We start from the raw sequence: 20,471 nt of genomic DNA, 5'->3' as shown, positions 1-20,471 counted from the left end.
GAAGAGGTGAGCATGTTTCTCGGCATCGATTGCGGCACCCAAGGCACCAAGGCGATTGTTCTGGATGCCGTCAGCGGCAAGGTTCTGGGCGAAGGCTCAGGTGCCCATCACATGATCAGCGGCGCCAACGGGCGTCGCGAACAGGATGTGCAGGAGTGGCTGACAGCGTTCGAGCAGGCCACCGCAGCAGCGTTGAAGCAAGCGGGCATTTCCGGTGCGGAGATTCAGGGCATCGGCGTGTCCGGGCAGCAGCACGGGCTGGTGATGATCGACGAACATGGTCAGGTGTTGCGCCCGGCCAAACTCTGGTGCGACACCGAGTCAGCGCCCGAGAATGATCGCCTGCTGGACTATCTGGGCGGCGAAAAAGGCTCGCTGGAACGTTTGGGCATCGCCATCGCGCCGGGCTATACCGTCTCCAAACTGCTCTGGAGCAAAGAGCAGTTTCCCGAGCTGTTCGCCCGCATCGACAAAATCCTGCTGCCCCACGACTACCTCAACTACTGGCTGACCGGGCGTTGCTGCAGCGAATTCGGCGACGCGTCGGGCACCGGCTATTTCAACGTACGCACTCGCCAGTGGGATCTGGACATTCTCAACCACATCGATCCGAGCGGTCGGCTGGTCAAGGCCCTGCCAGAACTGCTGGAAGCCCATGCGCCCGTAGGCAAAATCCTGCCTGCGATTGCCGATCGTCTGGGCCTCAATCCCGACGCCCTCGTCTCCAGCGGTGGCGGTGACAACATGATGGGCGCCATTGGTACTGGCAACATCGTGCCTGGCTCGATCACCATGAGCCTGGGCTCGTCCGGCACGGTGTACGCCTATGCGGACGCGGGTAACGTCAGCGCTCAGCCCTCGGTCGCCACCTTCTGCTCGTCCTCGGGCGGCTGGCTGCCGCTGATCTGCACCATGAACCTGACCAACGCCACCAGTGCCATTCGCGAGCTGTTCGCGCTGGACATCGGCGCCTTCAACGCCGCCATCGCTTCGTCGCCCATCGGCGCGCAAGGGGTGCTGATGCTGCCATTCCTCAACGGTGAGCGGGTGCCCGCCCTGCCCCACGCCACCGGCAGTATTCTGGGGCTGGACAGCACCAACCTGACTCAGGCTAATCTTTGCCGGGCCGTGGTCGAAGGCACCACGTTCGGCTTGCGATACGGGCTGGACCTGCTGCGCGACAGCGGGATCAAGAGCGCCAACATTCGTTTGATCGGCGGCGGTGCGAAGAGCGCGGTCTGGCGGCAGATCGTCGCTGACATCATGGACACCCCGGTCATCTGCACCACCGGTACCGAAGCGGCTGCCTTGGGCGCGGCGATTCAAGCGGCCTGGTGTCATGCCCATGCCACAGGTGGCAACGAATCGTTGCAGACGTTGAGTGAGCGATGTGTCAGCCTCGATTCGGGAAGCGAAACGCGACCCATCGCCGAGCATGTGGCCGCGTATCAACAGGTTTATCAGCACTACCGCAATCAATTGCAGGGCATCTGACGGATCGCCGTCAGCCCTTAACGGAGCACCTATGTACCTGGTCTGTGGCGAAGCACTGTTCGACTTTTTCAGTCAATCGGACGACAACGGAGCCAACTCCAAGAGCAACAAAATCGGTTATCAAGCCATCGCGGGCGGGTCGCCTTTCAACGTCGCCATCGGCTTGCGTCGGCTGGGCGTAGACGCCGGTTTCTTTGCCGGTATCTCCAACGACTACTTGGGCAAACGCCTGGAAACGGTCCTTGACGAAGAAGGCGTACGGGATGACTTCCTGATTCACTTCGATGCACCGACCACCCTTTCAATGGTCGCGGTAGGCGCTGACGGCTCGCCGGAGTACAGCTTTCGTGGCGAAGGCTGCGCCGACCGCCTGCTGCTGAGCAAGCACCTGCCGACACTCGACGCCAAGGTGCGCGGCCTGCACGTCGGCTCGTTCTCGCTGGTGGTGCAACCGGTGGCCGACACCCTGATGGCACTGGTGCAGCGAGAAAGTGGCCAGCGCCTGATCACCTTCGACCCCAACGTTCGGCTGAACCCGGCACCGAGTATCGACCTTTGGCGCAAACAGGTGGCCAAATTCGCCGAGCATGCGCACATCATCAAAGTCAGCGATGAAGACCTCCACCTGCTCTACCCCGACGCCGAACCTGAAACCGTGGCGCAAGGCTGGCTACAAAACAACTGCCAACTGGTGATCATGACCCGTGGCCGCCAGGGCGCCACCGTCTTCACCCGCGAACTGGGCCACTGGTCCGTCCCGGCCCGCGAAGTCAAAACCGCCGACACCGTGGGCGCAGGCGACACCTTCCAGGCCGCGCTGATCACCTTTCTCACCGAACGCCAGCTCGATACGCCAGACAGCCTGCCAACCCTGAGCCGCGAGACGCTGACCGAAATGCTGAATTTTGCCGTGGCCGCAGCGGCAGTCACCTGCACGCGGGTGGGGCCGGATTTGCCGTATAGGGATCAGGTGGTTTGATTCGTCATTCATACCTCTAGATACATCTTCTCTTCTTGATCTAACATCACCCTCTCTCCACCATCAGCCCTCTTGCACATCAAAGGGATACTGATGGTGAAGAGTAGAGAAGGAGGCGCGCATGGCTAACGCCGTCCGAACCGCGCTGACTCTTTCGCAGGAGCACACTATGCAATATCCCATTGCTATCGAGTGGAGCAACGAAACCACTGCTACCGGCATTCATATTCCGGACATTCCCGGTGCAGTGACTGCAGGCGATACCTTTGAGGAAGCCTATAACGCGGCCATCGAAATCGCCCACATCATGCTTGAGGAGCAAGTGACCAGCGGGCACCCCTTGCCAATGCCGACCTGCGTCAAAAACCATCACGATCATCCGGACTACGCCGCAATGGGCTGGGGCATGTTGGAAATCGATATCACGCCTTATCTGGGCAAGACCGAAAAGGTCAATGTCACCCTGCCCGGTTTCGTTATCCAACGCATTGACCACTACGTTCGTGATCACAACATCAAAAGCCGGTCATCATTTTTGGCCGATGCGGCGTTGGAAAAACTGGCCCGTCCATGAACGTCAAAAAAGGGGCAGCCGGTCGACACCGCTGCCCCTTCTCATGTACCGCCCACATCACCTCAGGCCAGTTCCGCCTTCGCCATGGCGATCTTGGTCTTGACCTCTTGCTCGGCAATTTGCTGGTCAGTCTTTTGCTTTTGCAACTCGGCGACTTTCTTGTCCACTGCCGCCTGCTGCTCCGGCGTCATGTTGTCGTACTCTTCCTTCGAAACGCCGGTCAGTTGCTGACGCACCTTCTCGGCATCGGTCTGGTTCATGTACGCCAGAAAATCAGCCTGGGCAGACGTGGTGGCCGACGAGCTTGAGTCGCTGCTGTCTACCGCAGCGATTTCTTTATCGACGGTTTTGGTCACACTGTCCGACGCCGCGACCTGCTTGTCGGTGCTGGATGAGAACGCCGCAGCGGCAGCCGCCTTGTCATCGTCCGTCACCGAAGCCGTGGTGTTGGCCAGAGCAGCTTTGAGGTTCACCATCATTTTGGCGAAGGACTCGTCGTAGCTCTGGTCGGTGCTGCTTTGGGTCGAACCGTTGTTGCTGTTCGCGATAGCCGCGACCGGCGCCGTCGAGCCCGCCATCGCGGCGGTGGTGTACGCATCCTTGTCTGTCGTGTCGTATTGCGTGTGAGCAACCGCTTTGGACACGAAGTGCTGGATGGCACTGTTACCAATAATCATCTTTCACCTCCTTATCAGGTCATCGATGCATCGGCTTGCGCAGCAAAAGCAGTGCCACATGAGGTTACATTAACTGTAGGCCACGTCCTACAAGGCTTCGTGGCTGAGCGACGTTGGCGTATGAGGCGGCAAACTCGACAGAAGCTTGCCGCATGCGGCAGTCACTGGCCGCTTCTTGACGCCTCACCTCATTTCAAGAAGGCCTTGACTGCCTCATCGACCCTGCCCATTTCACAGACTGGCGCCATGTGCCCGCAGTCGTTGTCCAGTACCAGCAATTTCGCACCTTTGGCGGCGGCCAATGCCTTGGCAGGCGCCGGGTCCACCAGCCGATCCTGCTCGGACACGATCACCAACAGGGGCGCCTTGATCTTCTTCGCCAGTGCTGCCATGTCGCCATCACGGACCAGATCGAAGGTGGTCATGGCCTGCAATTGCCGATACCAGTCCACCGCGCTGAAACGCTGGCTGGTCTGGGTGGCGTGCAGACGGTCTTCGGTCGCACGCTTGCCCGCAACGGCCTTGGCGGCGCGGTGTTCGGGCGTCCAGAGGGATTCAGTGTGCAACGCGGTGAGTTTCTTGAACGCTGTGCCCGGTGGGTAGTTGCCGCTGTTCCAGCCAGGATTGCTCTCGATAGCGGCCAGTTCGGCTTTCCAGACCTGTAGATCCCGCATCGAGGGTTGCGGCGTGCCCACGATGGTCACGAGATGGCTGACGTAATCGGGGTACATCACGCCCCATTGCAGCGCCTGCATGGCGCCCATGGAAAAGCCGATGATCGCGTGGGCGTGGTCAATGCCCAGGGTCAGTGCCAACAAGCGATGCTGGGCCTTGACCATGTCACGGATGCCAAACTCGGGGAATTTCAACCCAGGGTGGGTTTTGCTGTTGGAGGGCGAACAGGACACGCCATTCCCCACCGCGTCCAGTGCAATGACGTACCAGCGGTCCGTGTCGATCAACTTGCCCGGTCCGATGAGGTCGATCTGATCAGCGGTGCGGCCGGTCAACCACGTCGGCACCAGCACCACGTTGCTCTGGTCCGCCGCCAACGTGCCGTAGGTCCGATAGCCCAATGAACATTGCTTGATCTTGCCCCCTACCATGCTCAGCGAGCCAATACTCGCCAACTGTTGTTCAGCGGCATTCGCCAGGCACACGCCCGTTATTGCCAGCCACGCACACAGCGCCTGGCGCGCCCATCGGCACAGATTCATGTGTCTTCCCCCAGACGATCAGACTTCAGTGTTGCGGCCGAGGAAAACCATGTACGTCTGACACCATGCCGTCGCGCGCAGGAATGAGCGTAGCCGGTTGGTCTGGCGGCGTTGGACGAGGGGATGAAATGCAGAGTGGAGACGATGTCGCCGCAGGACTTGTGGGAGCGAATTCATTCGCGAGAGGGCGACACATCCGATACATCTTCATCTGATGCACCGGCGCATCGCGAATGAATTCGCTCCCACAGGGTGATCTGCGCCGCAACAGGCGTGGCAGCGGCCTACTCTGGCGGATTCTGCGCTTGCAGCAGCAACCCCCAGTCACGCAACGAGGCCACCACCGGACCGACTTCACGGCCCTTGGCGGTCAGCAGGTATTCAAGCCGCGGCGGATGTTGTTCGTAGAGACGACGTTCAATCAGGCCGTTGGCCTCCAGTGCCTTGAGTCGCGTGGACAGCGTGCTTGGCGCGCAGCCCTTGAGCGAGTCCTGCAGGTCTTGAAAACGGCGCGTTGGATTGCGCAGCAGGTCTCGCAGGATGAGGATCACCCAGCGTTCTCCGATCACTTCCAGCGCGGTGATCACCGGGCAAAAGGCGTAGGTGGGAAAGGGTTCTGGGGATTCGGACTTGGTCTTTGACATGAGCGCGAGTCTAGCAAGGGGCTGTAGCGAGTCAATCTGAAAATCCGCGCCGTCTCTGTCTTCACCTCCCGTTCGCCTTTGATCCTGCTCTTTGTGCAAAGAACAAGATCCGCAGTACGGGACCGCTCAAACCAACGCACTCAAATCCAGCTTCTGTTGCGGCACCGGCATCGAGAAGTAGTACCCCTGCGCCTGCCCGGCGCCCATTTCCCTGAGCAATTGCAGGGTGTCGGCGTCTTCCACCCCTTCGGCAACCACGCTCAAACCCAGCGATTCGGCCATGCGCACGATGGCCCGGACGATGGCGCGGCTGCGGGAGCTGGTGGTCAGTTCAAGGGTGAAAGACTTGTCGATTTTCAACCCACTGAAATGGTACTGGTGCACGTAACTGAGGGACGAGAACCCGGCACCAAAATCGTCAAGCACGGTGGAAACGCCATTCTCCGCCAAGTGCTTCATGGCCTGACGCGCCAGTTCCGGCTCAGCCACCAATGCGCCTTCGGTCAGCTCCAGGCAGATACGCGACGGCGCCACATCATGCTGGGCAAGCAGCCCCAGAACCTCGCTGGCGAATTCCGGTCGGCTGATGCTGTAACTCGAACAGTTCACGTGCACGGTCGGCCAGTGGGCATGGCTGGGCTGGGCGAGCATCGCCACCACCTGTTGCAGCATGTAGAAATCCAGCCTGCCGATCAGGCGCAAGCCTTCCAGTGCGGGCAGAAATTGCCCCGGCGCGATGATCCGGCCATCGGGCTGGCGCCAGCGAATCAGGGCTTCCAGCGCGAGAATCTTGCCCGTTGCCACGTCAATGATCGGCTGGAAATACGGCAGCAATTCGTCGGTGCGCTTGAGCGCGTTACGCAACGCGCCCTCCTGCTCCATCTGATCGGACACCTCACGCCGCACTTCCTGGTTGAACACCGCGTAGCTGTCACGCCCGGCATTCTTGACCCGATACATCGCGGTGTCGGCATCGCGCAGCAGGTCGGCGGGTTCGGTGTGAAACTGCAGGTCCGCGGCCACGACGCCGATGCTGCATGACGAAAACACCGCGTGGCCGTCAATATAAAAAGGCGCATCGAAGGCCAGCAAAATGCGCTCGGCGATGGCCACGGTCACGTCCGGCGGCGCGGCGTAGGCCAGCACCGCGAACTCGTCACCGCCGAGCCGCGCCAGCAGGTCGCTGTCGCGCATGCAACTGCGCAGGCGGTCGGCCGCTTGAATCAGCAATAAATCTCCGGAGTGATGCCCCAGGCTGTCGTTGACCATCTTGAAGCGATCGAGGTCGATGAACATCACCACCAACTCACGCCCCTTGTCGCAGAATTCTTGCCAGGCAAGTTGCAGACGGTGTTGCAGGTGGCTGCGATTGGGCAAGCCGGTCAGGGAGTCGTGGGCGTTTTCGTGTTGCAGTTTGGCATTGGCGTAATCCAGCTCGCGCGTGCGGTCCTGTACCCGGGCTTCCAGTTGCAGGTTGGCGGCATGAATGGCCTCGGCGGCACTGCGCCGCGACAGGGCGGTGTCAATGTGGCGGGACACAAAGGTCAGCAGGTCCTGATCGCGCAGCGAATAGCTGACATGCGGTGAGTAACTCTGCACCGCCAGCACACCGCGCACGGTGTCGCCGTCGAACAAGGGGATGCCCAACCACGAACAGGACCGGTTGACGTCGTTTTGCAAGGTGATTTCGCCATTGCCTTCCAGACGCCGCGCTTCGGCGCTGTCGATCAGACAGGGGCGGCGCTGACGGATCACGTACTCGGTGAAGCCGCGCTCGCCACGACGCGGGTCGGGACGGCGGGTCAGGCGTTCGTCGACGTAGTACGGAAAGGTCACCTCGCCCGTGGTGTCGTCGAACAGCGCAATGTAGAAATTCAGGGCAAACAGCAACTCGCCGACGATCCCGTGCAGGCGCTTGAACAAGTCGGCCATGTCACCCTGCTGGCTCGACAGTTCGGTGATCTGGAACAGCGCCGTCTGCAAATGCTCGGCCCGCTCACGGTCCGCCACTTCGTTTCTCAGGGCGTCATTGAGCCGGGACAGCTCCAGGGTGCGGCGCACCACGGTTTCTTCCAAGTGCGCGCGGTGCAGAATGCGGTCCAGCGCCATGGCCACGTGACGCGCCACCACCAGAAACAACTCCTGATCCTCGACGCTGTAGACCCGCGATACGTCATAAACCTGCATCGCCAGCATGCCGAACACTTCGTCCGTGGCATTTTTCAGCGGCGCGCCCATCCAGAACTCCGGCCGATGGCCCACGCAATGGAAACGCTCCGAGGCCCGGGCGCGTTCGATGCCCGCCGCGTCCACGAACAGCGGCTGCTCAGTGGTCAAGACGTAACCGGTCATCGAAAGGCGTTCCGGGTCGAGAAACTCCTGTGTTTCGGCCTCCAGTGCGTCCACGTCGGTAATGTCGATGTAATACGGATAGGTGATCTTGCCGCTGTGGCTTTCGTACAGCGCCAGATAAAAGTTTTCCGCGTCGATCAGCGTCGCCAGTTGTTGGTGCACCCCTTGCAGAAACGCCGAACGGTCCCGGGTCGAACTGGCCAGTGAGCTGATTTCATACAACACGCGTTGCGTCGCTTGCGCTCGGGCCAAGGCAACGGTCTGCAAGCGCAGGCCCAGGCGGTTCGCCAGGCTCAGCAGAAACGGGTTGCCGGACTCCCGCTCCGGCGTCAGCAGCCAGCCCAACGGCGCCTCGCCGTGCCCGGTGACCCAGCGGTGCAAGTCATGGTCGCGACAAAAGGCGTCGAACCCTTCACGGGGAATCAGCGTCGGCCATTCGGTGGAGGCATCGCCCTGCCCCAGCAAATGCAGATGTCGATTGGCACGGTAGGCGGCCCAGCTCAGTTGTGGGGCTGCCGCGCTGGCCGCTTTCAATAACGCATCAAGGGAATGTTCGTCGGTCATCGATGAGGCGTTTTCCAATCCTGTATCACCGGTCAATAGTGCCTGTCCGTCGGCAAATGGCGAGCGCTGGGAGGGGTTCGACACGTGGGAATTCATGGGCGCTCCAATACCAGCGTGGGACTGGGCTATCTTCATGGGGTCTGACAGATGGTTGCAAGCGCCATATTCGTTTTTACTGCCTGTAAACGACCGAAAATCGAGATTTCACGACATTTCACGTGACATCTGTCTCGTTATCGGCAGGTCGCCCTCGAAATGAAAGCATTTCGGCGCACGCCGGTCAGATTGTCCGACATCGCTCCGTTCACACCGATGTCGGTCGACCTGCACTGACCTTTCACACCATCCGCCTGTCTCTGAATGCTGTGACTGAAACCTTTTAGCTCAACGCAGAGGATCGCAACATGATCAAGACTTACAGCTACGCCGCACAAAAACCCACGGACCGGCTGGCACCGTTCCAGATCGAGCGCCGCGATCCGGGCGCCGACGATGTCCAGATCGACATCCTGTATTGCGGGGTCTGCCACTCTGACCTGCACACCGCCCGCAATGAATGGAACAACACCCTGTACCCCTCGGTGCCGGGTCACGAGATCGTGGGCAAGGTCACGGCGGTTGGCGCCAACGTGACGCACTTCAAGGTGGGCGATCTGGCGGGTGTGGGGTGCATGGTCGACAGTTGCCAGCACTGCGCGTCCTGCGCCGAAGGTGACGAGCAGTACTGCGAAAACGGCTTCACCGGGACCTACAACGGCCCGGTCTTCGGCGGTGAAAACACCTACGGCGGGTATTCCGACAAGATCGTGGTGAAAGAGAAGTTCGTCCTGAAAATCTCCCACAGCGACAACCTGGCTGCCGTGGCTCCGCTGCTGTGCGCCGGCATCACCACCTACTCGCCACTGCATCACTGGAACGTCGGCCCCGGCAAGAAAGTCGGCGTGGTCGGCCTCGGTGGTCTGGGCCACATGGCGGTGAAAATCGCCCACGCCATGGGCGCGCATGTGGTGCTGTTCACCACCTCGCCGAACAAACGCGAAGACGGCAAGCGGCTGGGTGCCGATGAGGTCGTGGTGTCGAAGAGTGCCGATGAAATGGCCAAACAGGCCAACTCGCTGGACTTCATCCTCAACACCGTGGCCGCGCCCCACGATCTGGACGCCTTCCTCAACCTGCTCAAACGCGACGGCACCATGACCCTGGTGGGCGCGCCGGATCATCCGCACCCGTCGCCTTCGGTGTTCAACCTGATCTTCAAGCGTCGCAGCCTGGCCGGTTCACTGATCGGCGGGATCAAGGAAACTCAGGAGATGCTGGATTTCTGCGCCAAACACGGCATCGTTTCGGACATCGAAATGATCCACATGAAGGACATCAACGAAGCCTACGAGCGCATGGTCAAGGGTGACGTGAAGTACCGCTTCGTCATTGACATGGCCACGCTCAAAGAGGAAGCCTCGGCAGCCTGAGGCGTTCCAGTCTCCGGCGCGAAGGGGTCGCTCCTTCGCGCCGGATCCGCATCAGCGCACTTGCAGTCGTTCGAAACGCCCCGCCAGTACACCGTATGCAAACACACCCAGCAGCCCATGGGCCGCAACGAACCACAGGGCAATATTGAACGAGCCGGTGGCCGCGACGATGTAGCCAATCACTACCGGCGTGACGATCCCGGCAATGTTGCCGATGCCGTTGAACACGCCGCCACTCAGGCCGACCATGTTTTTCGGCGCCGTGTCAGACAGCACCGCCCACCCCACGGCAGCCAGCCCTTTGCCGAAGAAGGCGATGGCCATGAGGCTGATGACGATCCAGTTGGCGTCGACGAAGTTGGCCAGCACCAGAATCGTCGACATGATCATGCCGATCAAAAACGGCGTCTTGCGGGCAATGGACGGGTGCACGCCGCGACGGATCAGCAGATCGGAGAGCATGCCGCCCAACACCCCGCCGGAAAATCCACAGATGGCTGGCAGCGCCGCGACCCAACCCGCTTCCATGATGGTCATGCCGCGGCCTTTGATCAGGTAGATCGGGAACCAGGTGATGAAGAAGTAGGTCAACGCGGTGATGCAGTATTGCCCCATGTAGATCGCCCACAGGGTGCGGCTGGTGAACAGTTGCTTGATCTCGGCCCATGTGGCCTTGTTCTTTTTTTCTTTGCGGTTGAGTTCCAAGTCTACCAGCGCACCGCCTTCGCGCATGTAGTCCAGCTCCTTGGCGCTCAGGCGTTTGTCGCTGTGGGGCTCGCGATAAAGGGCGAACCAGAACACGCTCAGCACCAGCCCCAGCGCGCCCATCCACAGAAAGACGTGTTCCCAGCCCAGGGCGTGCGTCAACCAGGCCATCAACGGGGTGAACAGCACCACCGCCATGTACTGCGCCGAGTTGAACAAGGCCGATGCCGTGCCGCGCTCGCTGGTGGGGAACCAGCAGGAGACGATGCGGTTGTTGGCCGGAAAGGCCGGGGACTCCACCAGGCCGAGCATGAAGCGCATGGCGAACAGGCTCATCGCCGCCGAAGCACCCATCAGGCCGAACCAGCCCACCGTGCCCTGAGCCATGGTGAACACCGACCACAGCACCAGACTGCACCCGTAAACGCGCCGAGCGCCAAAGCGGTCGAGCAGCCAGCCGCCGGGAATCTGCCCCAGCGCATAGGCCCAGGCGAACGCCGAAAAGATCATGCCAAGCATGATCGGGTCCAGCCCCAGGTCCTTGACCACCCCCGTGCCCGCAATCGACATGGTCGCGCGGTCGGCGTAGTTGATCACGGTGACGATGAAAATCATCGAGAGAATGAGGAAACGGTGACGGCCAACCTTCGCTTGCGCGTCGGCGTAATCCGCAGGAAGGGATTTGCTGAGCATGGTGTGTCTCCTGGCCGCTGCGTGGCGGGCCTTTTGTTTTTGTTGTCGTACAACTTACGTCATGATCATAGGAGCCGAGGTCGATTCAGGTCTAACATAGAGACTGTATGGATTGATGCGGATTTTGAATCGTGGAATTGCACCAGGTGCGCTGTTTCGTGGCCGTCGCCGAAGAACTGCATTTCGGCCGCGCCGCCGCACGGATGTACATGACCCAACCGCCGCTGAGCCGTCAGGTGCAGTTGCTCGAACGCGCGCTGGGCATTCAATTACTGGAGCGCAACAACCGCTCGGTGAAATTGACGGCAGCCGGTCAGGGGTTTCTAAGGGATGCGCGGCACATTCTTGCGTTTTCGGATCAGGCAGCCGAGGGCGCACGGCGGCTGGCGCGGGGTGAGGCAGGCAGTCTGACGCTGGGCTTCACGGCGGTCAGTGCGTATCAAATGATCCCGCGCTTGCTGGCACAGGCCGCTGAAGGTCTGCCGGGTCTGCAATTCACCCTCAAGGAGATGGTCTCTGGCGCGCAACTCGACGCCTTGGCCGCCCACCGCATCGACGTTGGCTTCGTGCGCCAGGTCAATGACCGTGACACGCTGGACGCACAGTTGATCAGCCGCGAGCCGTTACTCGTGGCCCTGCCCCACCGCCACCCGCTGGCTGGGCAGGACTCCGTCGCCGTGCGCGATCTGGACCAGCAGCCGTTCGTGATGTACGCCGCCGATGAGGGTCGTTATTTCTACGATTGCATCGCCGGGCTGTTCGCCATGACCGGGGTGACGCCACGCTACGTGTATCACCTCGGCCAGACCCACACCGTGGTCAGCATGGTCAGGGCGGGGCTGGGTGTGGCGATCGTGCCCGCCTCGGCCATGCAACTGCACGGCGACAACCTGGCGTTCCGCCCGCTGCGCGATGCCGAACTGCATGCCGAGCTGTACATGGTGTCGCGCCAGGACAACGACAACCCGGCGTTGCCTGCGTTCAAGGGGCTGGTACAAACCGCGCCGGTTCCAGATTCTGGCGTAGACCTCTGTAGCAGTCCGGCTTGCCGGCGGTAGCGATTTCGAATCCGCCACCGCCGGCAAGCCGGACTGCTACAGAAATCGCGACTATCGTCTTAGCCCGCTATGGCCTACGACGATAGTCGCCATCGTCAAAATGAATTAACCGGTCAGTACATAAATATGTTTTCATGCGCCCCGCTTGTGAGCGCCCCCGCGCGTGCCCCTCTTCTGCCGACCTCGCCTTGAGAGAACGGTCTTTCGCATTTCAGGTTCATTGATGAGCAATCCTTCGCAACACCCCGCAGACTCCCGCGCGCGCCGTGGTCTTTCCACTGCACTGGTCGTCGGTTCCGTACTGGCAATGGCCGCCTCCACACCGACGCTGGCTGACGACTGGCTCGACCAGTCGACCATGACCGGCGACTGGAATGGCAGCCGTAGCCGACTGGCCGCGCAAGGCGTGAAGATCACTGGCGACTACAGCGGCGAGACCGTCTACAACGCCCACGGTGGCAAGCAGCGCGGCACGCGCTACTCGCAGAACATCAAGCTCGGCGCACAGTTCGATCTGGGCAAGCTGCTGGACCTGGAAAGCGGCGGCAAGGTGCAATTGACCATCAACGATCGACGCGGCAACGACGGCTCGGGCGATCTGGTGGGCAACCGCCTGCCGGTGCAGGAGAACTACGGCGGCCTGTACACGCGCCTCACCGAGCTGAGCTACGAAAATACCCTGTTCACGCCGGCGTTGAATGTCAAACTCGGCTACATGGCCATGGGCAACGACCTGGGCGGTTTGAGCACCGGCATTCTGTGCAACTTCATGAACGCCGGTTTCTGCGGCCACCCGCTGGCAATGTCCGGCGGCAGCGGCTGGAGCAACTACCCGAACGCACATTTGGGCGGCGTGGCCAAGTACCGCTTCAACCCGAACTTCGCCTTGCAGGTGGCTGCCTTCAAGGTCGACGCCGCGAGCAACGGCGACTCCAGCCGCGCCTGGCACGTCACACCGAAAGACAGCACGGGCAATATCCTGCCCATCGAAGCCATCTACAACGTGCTCGGCGACATGCCCGGCGAGTACCGCGTCGGCTATTACTACGACACCTCGGACGCGCCGCGCATCGGCACCAATAAGGAAGTGTCGGGCCGCGAAGGCTCGTATTTCCTGATGGATCAGGCGATCTGGAATTCCGCAGACGTCAGCGGGCGCAACGTGCACATGTTCGGCCAGTTCTCCAACGCCAGTGCTGCGGCGGCCCCGTTCCGTCGCTGGTACTCGGCCGGTTTCGCGCTGAAGAAGCCGTTCGTGTCTCGCCCGAATGACACGATTGCCATCGGTTATGGCCGCGCAGTGTTCAACTCACGCAGCCGCGATGTTCAAGAGAATGCCGCACAGGCCCGAGGGGATGACTTCCCGGATCTGGCCAGCGGCGAAGGTTTGGTGGAGATGACCTACGGCGCGCAAGTGGCGCCCTGGCTGACGATTCGCCCGTCGGTGCAGTACATCATCGAACCGGGGGCGTTTTATGGGGAAGACATCGACAATACGTTGATCGTCGGACTGCAGGTTAAAGCAACGTTGTAAACGCGGCGTGTAATGACCGTGTCGGAAATTCTATGTTGGCTGGTCAACACCATTTGCCACCAAGGCCGCTCCCACAGTGATTGCGTCGAATCCAAATCGTGTATTCAACGCTGAAACCGTGGGAGCCGGCTTGCTGGGGAAAGCAGTGGGTCAGCTAAGTATGAGCTGACTGACAGACCGCATTCGCCACCAAGGCGGCTCTTACGGGGCATTATCCACCTCTCGAGCCCTCTCTAAACCGGCGGCAGATTCGCCAGAATCAACAACGCCCCCATCACCGTGATCGCTCCGCCAATCCGCGTGGAAATCTGCGCGAACGGCAGCAGTTGCATGCGGTTGGCCGCCGTCAGGATCGCGATGTCCCCGGTGCCGCCCAACCCGCTGTGGCAGCCGTTCACAATGGCGGTTTCAATCGGGTACATGCCCATCTTGCGCGCAATCACCAACCCGGTCAGCACCAGCGTCAACACGGTGGTGACGATGGTCAGCACGTTGCCGACGTGGAAAGCCGCTGTCAGCTCGCTCCAGTGGGTCACCGCGATGGAGTTGGCGAACAGCAGCGGATAGGTCACGCACGTGGTGAAGAACTTGAACAATACCTGCGCCCCGGCTTCCAGACGTTCGGGCACGGCATTGAACAGCTTCAGCAACACCGCCAGAAACAGCATGCACACCGGCCCCGGCAACCCGAACAGCGCGTGCAACAGCACTCCGGCCAGGTACAGAGTGATCGCGCACATCCCTGCCGCAATCACTTGATTGACGGTCTGCCCATCGAATCTGGTTTCTTTCTCAACACCGACCTTGTCGCCATCCTGCGGCACTTCCAGCCTCTGCAAACGGCCATTACCGGTCAGTTGCGGATAGCGTTTGCCTAACAGGTCCAACGCGCCACAGGCCAGGATCGCGCAGAGGTTGCCGAGCAAAATGATCGGCAACAGTTGCGCCAGGATTTTCCCCGAGTCCATGCCCAGAATTTCGCCATAGCCCACCGACAGCGGAATCGCGCCCTCCCCCAGACCTCCGCCCATCACCGGCACGATGACGAAAAACAACACCTGACGCAGCTCCAGCCCACAGAGCATGCCCACCGCCACACCGGCGAACAGCGCCAGCACCGAACCCACCAACAAGGGCACAAAGATTTTGGCGAAGCCTTTGATGATCAGGTTGCGGTCCATGGTGAAGATGCTGCCGACCACCACCGAGGAGACGAACAGGTAGATGAAATTGCTCGACTTGGTGAAGGTGGTCACCGGGGCAATGATGTCCTGCGGCACCCAGCCGACGCTGACCAGATAGGAAGGCAGAAACGCCGAAACGATGGCCGCGCCGCCTATCTTGCCAAAGAACGGCAGACGCTTGCCGATCTCGCCACAGGTGGCCCCGCCCAAGCCGATGATCGCGACCATGGTCGGCAAATCGGCCTTGAGTTCCTTGGTGAGCGACAGCCCGGCCACCAGCGCCAACAGCACCAGGTAGACCGGCAAGGGGATGAAGCTGATGCGGATGTCCATCAGGCGCCCGAACAGCGCGCCGCGGTCCGCGTCTGGCGTAGCCACCGAGGGCTTGGCCAGCGAATCGGCGTTGTGCATGTGAACCTCGTCTTATTGTTGTAGATCGGGTTTGAAGCGGATGAATCAGATACAGGTCATGAGGTCAGCAAACCCGCCTGACGCGCCTGTTCCAGCACGGCTCGCGCACGCACCACGAACGGCGCGTCGACCATCTGGCCATCGACCTGATACGCGCCAACACCTGCGGCCTCGGCCTCATCGGCCGCAGCCACAAAACGCTGGGCGCGGTCGATCTCATCAGCCGACGGCATGAAGGCCTCATTGGCCATGTCGATCTGGGTCGGGTGGATGCAGGATTTACCGCTAAAGCCCAGGCTGCGGGCGTAACGGGCTTCGTCGCCGTAGGCCTCCGGGTCCTTGATCGCAGCGAAGGCAGCGTCATAGGCCGCGATACCGGCTTCTCCGGCGGCCAGCCGGACGCTCAGTTGAATCTGGCGAATCACACTGGCGTCGCGACGGTTAATGCCCAACGGCTCCAACAGATCGGCGAAACCCAGTTGCAAACCCATGACACGTGGGTGAGCACAGGCGATCTCAGCCGCCAGACGCAGGCCACGGGGCGATTCGATGTTGGCAAGAACGCGGATGTTCGCGGCAGACGGCTGCTGTTGCTCCAAACGCTCAAGATCTGCCACCAGTTGCAGAATCTGCGCAGCACTCTCTACTTTCGGCAGGTTGATGATGTCCAGTCGGGTGCCGATCAGGGCGTCGAGGTCGGCCTGATAATGAGGCGAATCCTGGCCATTGACGCGTACCACGATGGTTTTATCGGTAGCAGGAACGTGCTGGAGGAAGTTTGCCAACACGCCCCTCGCATCAGCCTTGGCGCTTTCAGCCACAGCGTCTTCCAGGTCAAAGCTGATGCCATCGGCGCGGGATGCCAGGGCTTTTTCGAAGAGTTCAGGGCGGGATCCGGGAACGAACAGTTTGCTGCGCATGGGCGGTTCACTCGATGACGACGCTCACCCTCAAGGCAGGCCGCGCCGCGCCGGATGACAGGATCGAGCCCATATCCGGCATTGTTCTTGGAAGCCGGATAGGTGAACCCGGCGGTCTTGCAACCGGCCCCATATTGCAAAAGCGCAAAAGCTAACTAAAGTGCGTATTTCTACGTTTAGAATCCAGAATTTTTAGACTATGGACACTCGCTACCTCGACAGCTTCCTGCAGGTCGCTGAACTGGGCTCCACTGCCGCAGCGGCGCGCAAGCTCAACCTCACACCCACCGCTGTCGCGCAACGGATCAAGGCGCTGGAACACGAAATCGGTCAGCCGCTGCTCAGCCGTACCGGGCGCAACATGCAACTGACCGCCGCCGGATCAGCCTTGTTGGGACCTGCCAGCGAATTGCTGGTGCGCGCCAAGGACCTGCGCGCCATCGCCGCGCTGGACGCGGTGGCCGGCGAGCTGCGCATCGGCTGTATCACCACAGCCCTCGCCTATCTGGTGCCCGACGTGCTGGCCACCCTCATCGCCAATTACGAGCACCTGCGCCCCCACGTCGAACCGGCGTTTTCCACCGACCTGTACCGCAAAGTGCTGTCCGGCGAGACCGATATCGCGATGATGGTCGCCCCGCAATTCGAACTGCCCAAGGAGTTCATCTGGCGCCCGGTGCGCGACGAGCCATTCGTGGTCCTGGCCCCGCCCCGCTTGGCCGATCAGCACCCTCATGAAGTGCTGCGCAGCCAGCCGTTCATTCGCTATCACCGTCGTTCATGGGGCGGCGTGTTGGCGGATCGGTATCTGTTGCAGGCGGGCATTCAGCCCCAGGAACGCTTCGAAATGGATGCGCTGGACGCCATCGCGGCGATGGTCAAAGGCAACCTTGGGGTGTCGCTGGTCCCGCAGTGGCGGCCCATGCATGCGCAATTGCATGAGCTGGCGCAGATCCCGCTGCCGGGCGCCGGGCTTTATCGGCCGATCGGTCTGTTGTGGAAGCGCAACTCGGCCAAAGAGCGTCTGATCGAGGTGTTCTGTAAGGTGCTGTTCGAACAGCTCAGCCACCACTAAATCCATTTTTTCTGGATTCTGAAACCACTCAAAACGCATTTTATTTCTCGATCCCGCTGACCAGAATGGCGCCATGTGCTGCATCGGCGCCTGCCTTGGCCCGATCCGCGATAACAAGATCGGAGAAACACCCATGCCCCATTCCCGCCAGCCCACCGGCCCGCTTGCCGGGATCACCGTCCTTGACCTCAGCGCCTACATCGCCGGCCCTTACGGCTGCTCGTTGCTGGCCGATCAAGGCGCCACGGTGATCAAGATCGAGCCGCCGACCGGCGACAACCTGCGCAAATACCCCTCCACGCTGGCCGCTGAAAGCCGCGCGTTTCTGGGCGTCAATCGCAGCAAATCCGGCGTGGTGCTGGACCTCAAATCAGCGGGCGGACTGGACGCATTGCTGACACTGGTCCGCGAGGCTGACGTGCTGGTGCACAACTTCCGACCCGGCGTGCCGACCCGTCTGGGCATCGATTATGAGCAGTTGAAAGCGCTCAACCCACGGCTGATTTACTGCGCCGTCACCGGCTACGGCGAAAACGGCCCGCTGAAGGCCAAAGCCGGCTACGACCAGGTGTTGCAAACCATGACCGGCATGTGTGCTTCGCAAAGCAAGCCCGACGGTCCGCCCGAGATTCTCTACGGTTCGGTAGTCGACTACTACGCCGCCTCGTTGGTGGCGGGCGGTGTGTCGTCGGCGCTCTACGAGCGTGAACGTACGGGGTTGGGCCAGGAAGTCGGCGTGTCGCTGTTGCGCAGCGCGCTGGCCATGCAATCGGCGCGACTGATCTGGGCCGACAGCGAGCCGCGCTCACTGGACCGCGACATGCGTTCCGGTGGTATCACCGGCATTCACCCGACCCGCGAAGGCCATTTGTACATTTCGGCGAATACCCCGCACTTCTGGAATGCCCTGTGCGAACTGACCGGCCTGAGCCATCTGGCCCGCGATGAACGCTTCGACAGCGTGCGCAAACGGGCGATTCACCACGCGATCATCGTGCCGCAACTGCATGAAGCCTTGGCGCAGCACAGCGCGTTGGAGTGGGAAGCGATTTTTGGCGAAGCCGTGCCTTGCGCGGCTGCGCGTAAGGTGGAAGACATGTTTGACCATCCACAGTGCGAGGCCGAATCGATGATCACCGAATTCGAGCACCCGGTGGTGGGCCGCTATCAAGGGTTCACCCGGGCCGTCACCTTCAGCCGCACCCCCGGATCGGAACCGTTCGCCGCACCGGTATTCGGCGCCGATTCGGATCGAATCATGGCCGACTACGGGTTTAGCGACGAACAGATTGCGCAACTCAGGGCCAACGGCGCGCTGCACTGACCGAACCAGCGCACCACCCCTGTGGGAGCGAATTCATTCGCGATTGGCCGCTGCATCCGAAGCACATCTGTCGGGTGTCACGCCACCTCGCGAATGAATTCGCTCCCACAACGAACACCGCTTTCAGCCGATAGATCGTTATCAGGCCCGTTTCCCACAAACACAATAAAAGGGATCACTCCATGACCAGCACCACACCCCTACTCCGTCCGCACGGAGGGCTTCGCCCATGAGCACCGCCCTCACCGCACCGCGCACCCTGCGCACGCGCTTCACGGACAGCACCATCAGCCTGTTCGAGCGCACCATTCCCGATCCGTTCGTGCTGGCGATTTTCATCACCGCCATCGTCGCGGCGGCCTCCTGGCTCGTCGCGCCGAATGCCTCATTCGATGCAATATTGGGCGGCTGGTACAAAGGTTTCTGCAACATCTTCACCTTCGCCCTGCAAATCACCCTGGTGCTGGTGCTCGGCCACGCCTTGGCCCATGCCCCGATCGTGCAACGTTTCTTCACCCGTCTGGTGGCCCTGGCTCGCACGCCAGCCCAAGCGGGGGCGATGATCTTTTTGTGCGTGGCAATCACCTCGTTTTTCAACTGGGGCTTCGGCCTGGTGCTCAGCGCCCTGCTCGCCCGGGAAATCGCCAAGCGCATGCGCGTGGATTTCGCCTGGATCGTCGCGGCAGGCTTCTCCGGTTGGGTGGTCTGGGCAGGCGGTCTGTCCAGCTCCATCGTGCTGGCACAGACCACGCCGGGCAACCCGATGAACGTGGTGCAGAAACTCACCGGCCAGGTGCTGACCCTGGGTGACATGGTGTTCGTGCCCTACAACATGGTGCCGACCATCGCCCTGCTGGTGATCATGCCGTTCGTGCTCGCGGCCCTGCGTCCGAAAGACGAAGACGCGGTGTGCCTGGACATCAGCAAACACCCGGACCCAGAGCCTGCCAAACGCCCGCAAGGCAAACGCAGCTTCGCGCAATTACTCGAATATTCGCCGCTGGGCAGCGTGATCATGGGCGTGCTGGGCATTGCCGTGTTCGCGTACTCGTTCACCGGCCAGTTGCAGTTGTCCGGGGTCAACGGCGTGATCGTGATCATGTTCACCCTGGGCATCATCCTGCACGGCTACCCGCTGGCCTACGCCAACGCGGTCAAGGCGGCAGCCAGGCAAAGCGGCTCGATGATGCTGCAATACCCGCTCTACGGCGGAATCATGGGCATGATGGAAGCCACCGGTCTGCCGGGGGTGATCGCCAAGGTGTTCGTGGCCATTTCCACCACCCACACGCTGCCGTTCTGGAGTTATGTGTGTTCGCTGCTGGTGACCTTTTTGATTCCCAGCGGCGGCGGTCATTGGGCGGTGCAAGGCCCGTTTGCGATTCCGGCGGCGGTGGAGTTGCATGCCTCGCTGTCCGCCACCACCATGGCCGTGGCGATGGGTGAGCAGGTGTCGAACATGATGCAACCGTTCTGGGCCGCGCCGGTCGTGGCCATGGCTGGGGTCGGTGTGCAGCGGGTGCTGGGCTTCACTTTCGTGACCTTTCTGGTTGCTGCCGTGGCCTATGGCGCGGCGTTGTTACTGTTGGTGTAAATC

General features: G+C 61.2%; 16 protein-coding genes. 9 read left to right on the top strand and 7 right to left on the bottom strand.

The features are described from left to right. Positions 1-12 precede the first annotated feature (12 nt). The 3 genes from xylB (at position 13) to ACI2KB_RS24510 (ending at position 3,047) form a co-directional block, all read left to right on the top strand. Positions 13-1,494 carry a xylulokinase gene (xylB, locus tag ACI2KB_RS24520; protein WP_404638914.1) on the top strand — a complete coding sequence of 494 codons (1,482 nt, stop codon included), beginning with the start codon at positions 13-15 and terminating at the stop codon, positions 1,492-1,494. A 31-nt stretch (positions 1,495-1,525) separates the two neighbouring features. Next, a complete protein-coding gene (locus ACI2KB_RS24515; protein WP_404638866.1) occupies positions 1,526-2,473 on the top strand; it encodes a carbohydrate kinase in 948 nt (315 codons plus the stop codon). 169 nt (positions 2,474-2,642) lie between these two features. Next, positions 2,643-3,047, top strand: a complete 405-nt coding sequence (locus ACI2KB_RS24510) for a type II toxin-antitoxin system HicB family antitoxin (protein ID WP_404638912.1) — start codon at positions 2,643-2,645, stop codon at positions 3,045-3,047. 62 nt (positions 3,048-3,109) lie between these two features. Here ACI2KB_RS24510 and ACI2KB_RS24505 read toward each other — a convergent pair whose 3' ends face one another. The 4 genes from ACI2KB_RS24505 to ACI2KB_RS24490 form a co-directional block, all read right to left on the bottom strand. Beyond that, on the bottom strand, positions 3,110-3,724 hold the full coding sequence (locus ACI2KB_RS24505; protein ID WP_404638864.1) for a hypothetical protein: 615 nt from the start codon (positions 3,722-3,724) through the stop codon (positions 3,110-3,112). 188 nt (positions 3,725-3,912) lie between these two features. Beyond that, complete coding sequence (locus tag ACI2KB_RS24500) at positions 3,913-4,941, bottom strand: alpha/beta fold hydrolase (RefSeq protein WP_404638862.1); 1,029 nt, start codon at positions 4,939-4,941, stop codon at positions 3,913-3,915. A 284-nt stretch (positions 4,942-5,225) separates the two neighbouring features. Continuing rightward, the gene (locus ACI2KB_RS24495; protein WP_404638860.1) at positions 5,226-5,585 is read right to left on the bottom strand and encodes a winged helix-turn-helix transcriptional regulator; all 360 of its coding nucleotides are present in this window, start codon (positions 5,583-5,585) and stop codon (positions 5,226-5,228) included. Positions 5,586-5,711: 126 nt separating this feature from the next. Beyond that, a complete protein-coding gene (locus ACI2KB_RS24490; protein WP_404638858.1) occupies positions 5,712-8,597 on the bottom strand; it encodes an EAL domain-containing protein in 2,886 nt (961 codons plus the stop codon). A 308-nt stretch (positions 8,598-8,905) separates the two neighbouring features. Between ACI2KB_RS24490 and ACI2KB_RS24485 the strand changes: the two genes are divergently transcribed. After that, positions 8,906-9,970, top strand: coding sequence for an NAD(P)-dependent alcohol dehydrogenase (locus ACI2KB_RS24485; protein WP_404638856.1), 1,065 nt, complete (start codon positions 8,906-8,908; stop codon positions 9,968-9,970). A 51-nt stretch (positions 9,971-10,021) separates the two neighbouring features. Here the strand turns inward: ACI2KB_RS24485 and ACI2KB_RS24480 are convergent, their stop codons facing one another. Beyond that, entirely contained in the window at positions 10,022-11,368 is a 1,347-nt protein-coding gene (locus ACI2KB_RS24480) for an MFS transporter (protein WP_404638854.1), read from the bottom strand. A 131-nt stretch (positions 11,369-11,499) separates the two neighbouring features. On the opposite strand from ACI2KB_RS24480, the gene ACI2KB_RS24475 reads away from it, so the two are divergent. Further along, positions 11,500-12,426 carry a LysR family transcriptional regulator gene (locus ACI2KB_RS24475; RefSeq protein ID WP_404638852.1) on the top strand — a complete coding sequence of 309 codons (927 nt, stop codon included), beginning with the start codon at positions 11,500-11,502 and terminating at the stop codon, positions 12,424-12,426. Positions 12,427-12,733: 307 nt separating this feature from the next. Further along, entirely contained in the window at positions 12,734-13,960 is a 1,227-nt protein-coding gene (locus ACI2KB_RS24470) for a carbohydrate porin (protein ID WP_404638910.1), read from the top strand. A 233-nt stretch (positions 13,961-14,193) separates the two neighbouring features. Here ACI2KB_RS24470 and ACI2KB_RS24465 read toward each other — a convergent pair whose 3' ends face one another. Both ACI2KB_RS24465 and ACI2KB_RS24460 read right to left on the bottom strand, forming a co-directional pair. Next, the gene (locus ACI2KB_RS24465; protein WP_404638850.1) at positions 14,194-15,555 is read right to left on the bottom strand and encodes a 2-hydroxycarboxylate transporter family protein; all 1,362 of its coding nucleotides are present in this window, start codon (positions 15,553-15,555) and stop codon (positions 14,194-14,196) included. 56 nt (positions 15,556-15,611) lie between these two features. Continuing rightward, positions 15,612-16,475: an HpcH/HpaI aldolase/citrate lyase family protein gene (locus ACI2KB_RS24460; protein ID WP_404638848.1), complete on the bottom strand. Its 864-nt coding sequence runs from the start codon at positions 16,473-16,475 to the stop codon at positions 15,612-15,614. A 199-nt stretch (positions 16,476-16,674) separates the two neighbouring features. Here ACI2KB_RS24460 and ACI2KB_RS24455 point away from each other — a divergent pair, with 199 nt between their 5' ends. From ACI2KB_RS24455 to ACI2KB_RS24445, 3 genes are all read left to right on the top strand, one after another. Next, complete coding sequence (locus tag ACI2KB_RS24455; protein ID WP_404638846.1) at positions 16,675-17,550, top strand: LysR family transcriptional regulator; 876 nt, start codon at positions 16,675-16,677, stop codon at positions 17,548-17,550. A gap of 133 nt (positions 17,551-17,683) precedes the next feature. Further along, on the top strand, positions 17,684-18,874 hold the full coding sequence (locus tag ACI2KB_RS24450; protein ID WP_404638844.1) for a CaiB/BaiF CoA transferase family protein: 1,191 nt from the start codon (positions 17,684-17,686) through the stop codon (positions 18,872-18,874). A 229-nt stretch (positions 18,875-19,103) separates the two neighbouring features. Next, entirely contained in the window at positions 19,104-20,468 is a 1,365-nt protein-coding gene (locus ACI2KB_RS24445) for a TIGR00366 family protein (protein ID WP_404638842.1), read from the top strand. Positions 20,469-20,471: the final 3 nt, after the last annotated feature.

The sequence above is a fragment of the Pseudomonas sp. NPDC088444 genome, from assembly GCF_044900175.1.
Taxonomy (GTDB): Bacteria; Pseudomonadota; Gammaproteobacteria; order Pseudomonadales; family Pseudomonadaceae; genus Aquipseudomonas.
Note: the sequence above shows the minus strand (reverse complement) of the source record. Positions and strands in the feature narration are given on the sequence as shown.

Bases quoted from the DNA above. Each gene is read 5' to 3' on its own strand.
- ACI2KB_RS24450 (WP_404638844.1), top strand. From the start codon at position 17,684: ATGCCCCATTCCCGCCAGCCCACCGGCCCGCTTGCCGGGATCACCGTC.
- ACI2KB_RS24490 (WP_404638858.1), bottom strand. From the start codon at position 8,597: ATGAATTCCCACGTGTCGAACCCCTCCCAGCGCTCGCCATTTGCCGAC.
- ACI2KB_RS24465 (WP_404638850.1), bottom strand. From the start codon at position 15,555: ATGCACAACGCCGATTCGCTGGCCAAGCCCTCGGTGGCTACGCCAGAC.
- ACI2KB_RS24460 (WP_404638848.1), bottom strand. From the start codon at position 16,475: ATGCGCAGCAAACTGTTCGTTCCCGGATCCCGCCCTGAACTCTTCGAA.
- ACI2KB_RS24505 (WP_404638864.1), bottom strand. From the start codon at position 3,724: ATGATTATTGGTAACAGTGCCATCCAGCACTTCGTGTCCAAAGCGGTT.
- ACI2KB_RS24480 (WP_404638854.1), bottom strand. From the start codon at position 11,368: ATGCTCAGCAAATCCCTTCCTGCGGATTACGCCGACGCGCAAGCGAAG.
- xylB (WP_404638914.1), top strand. From the start codon at position 13: ATGTTTCTCGGCATCGATTGCGGCACCCAAGGCACCAAGGCGATTGTT.
- ACI2KB_RS24495 (WP_404638860.1), bottom strand. From the start codon at position 5,585: ATGTCAAAGACCAAGTCCGAATCCCCAGAACCCTTTCCCACCTACGCC.
- ACI2KB_RS24510 (WP_404638912.1), top strand. From the start codon at position 2,643: ATGCAATATCCCATTGCTATCGAGTGGAGCAACGAAACCACTGCTACC.
- ACI2KB_RS24470 (WP_404638910.1), top strand. From the start codon at position 12,734: ATGGCCGCCTCCACACCGACGCTGGCTGACGACTGGCTCGACCAGTCG.
- ACI2KB_RS24500 (WP_404638862.1), bottom strand. From the start codon at position 4,941: ATGAATCTGTGCCGATGGGCGCGCCAGGCGCTGTGTGCGTGGCTGGCA.
- ACI2KB_RS24445 (WP_404638842.1), top strand. From the start codon at position 19,104: ATGAGCACCGCCCTCACCGCACCGCGCACCCTGCGCACGCGCTTCACG.
- ACI2KB_RS24485 (WP_404638856.1), top strand. From the start codon at position 8,906: ATGATCAAGACTTACAGCTACGCCGCACAAAAACCCACGGACCGGCTG.
- ACI2KB_RS24455 (WP_404638846.1), top strand. From the start codon at position 16,675: ATGGACACTCGCTACCTCGACAGCTTCCTGCAGGTCGCTGAACTGGGC.
- ACI2KB_RS24515 (WP_404638866.1), top strand. From the start codon at position 1,526: ATGTACCTGGTCTGTGGCGAAGCACTGTTCGACTTTTTCAGTCAATCG.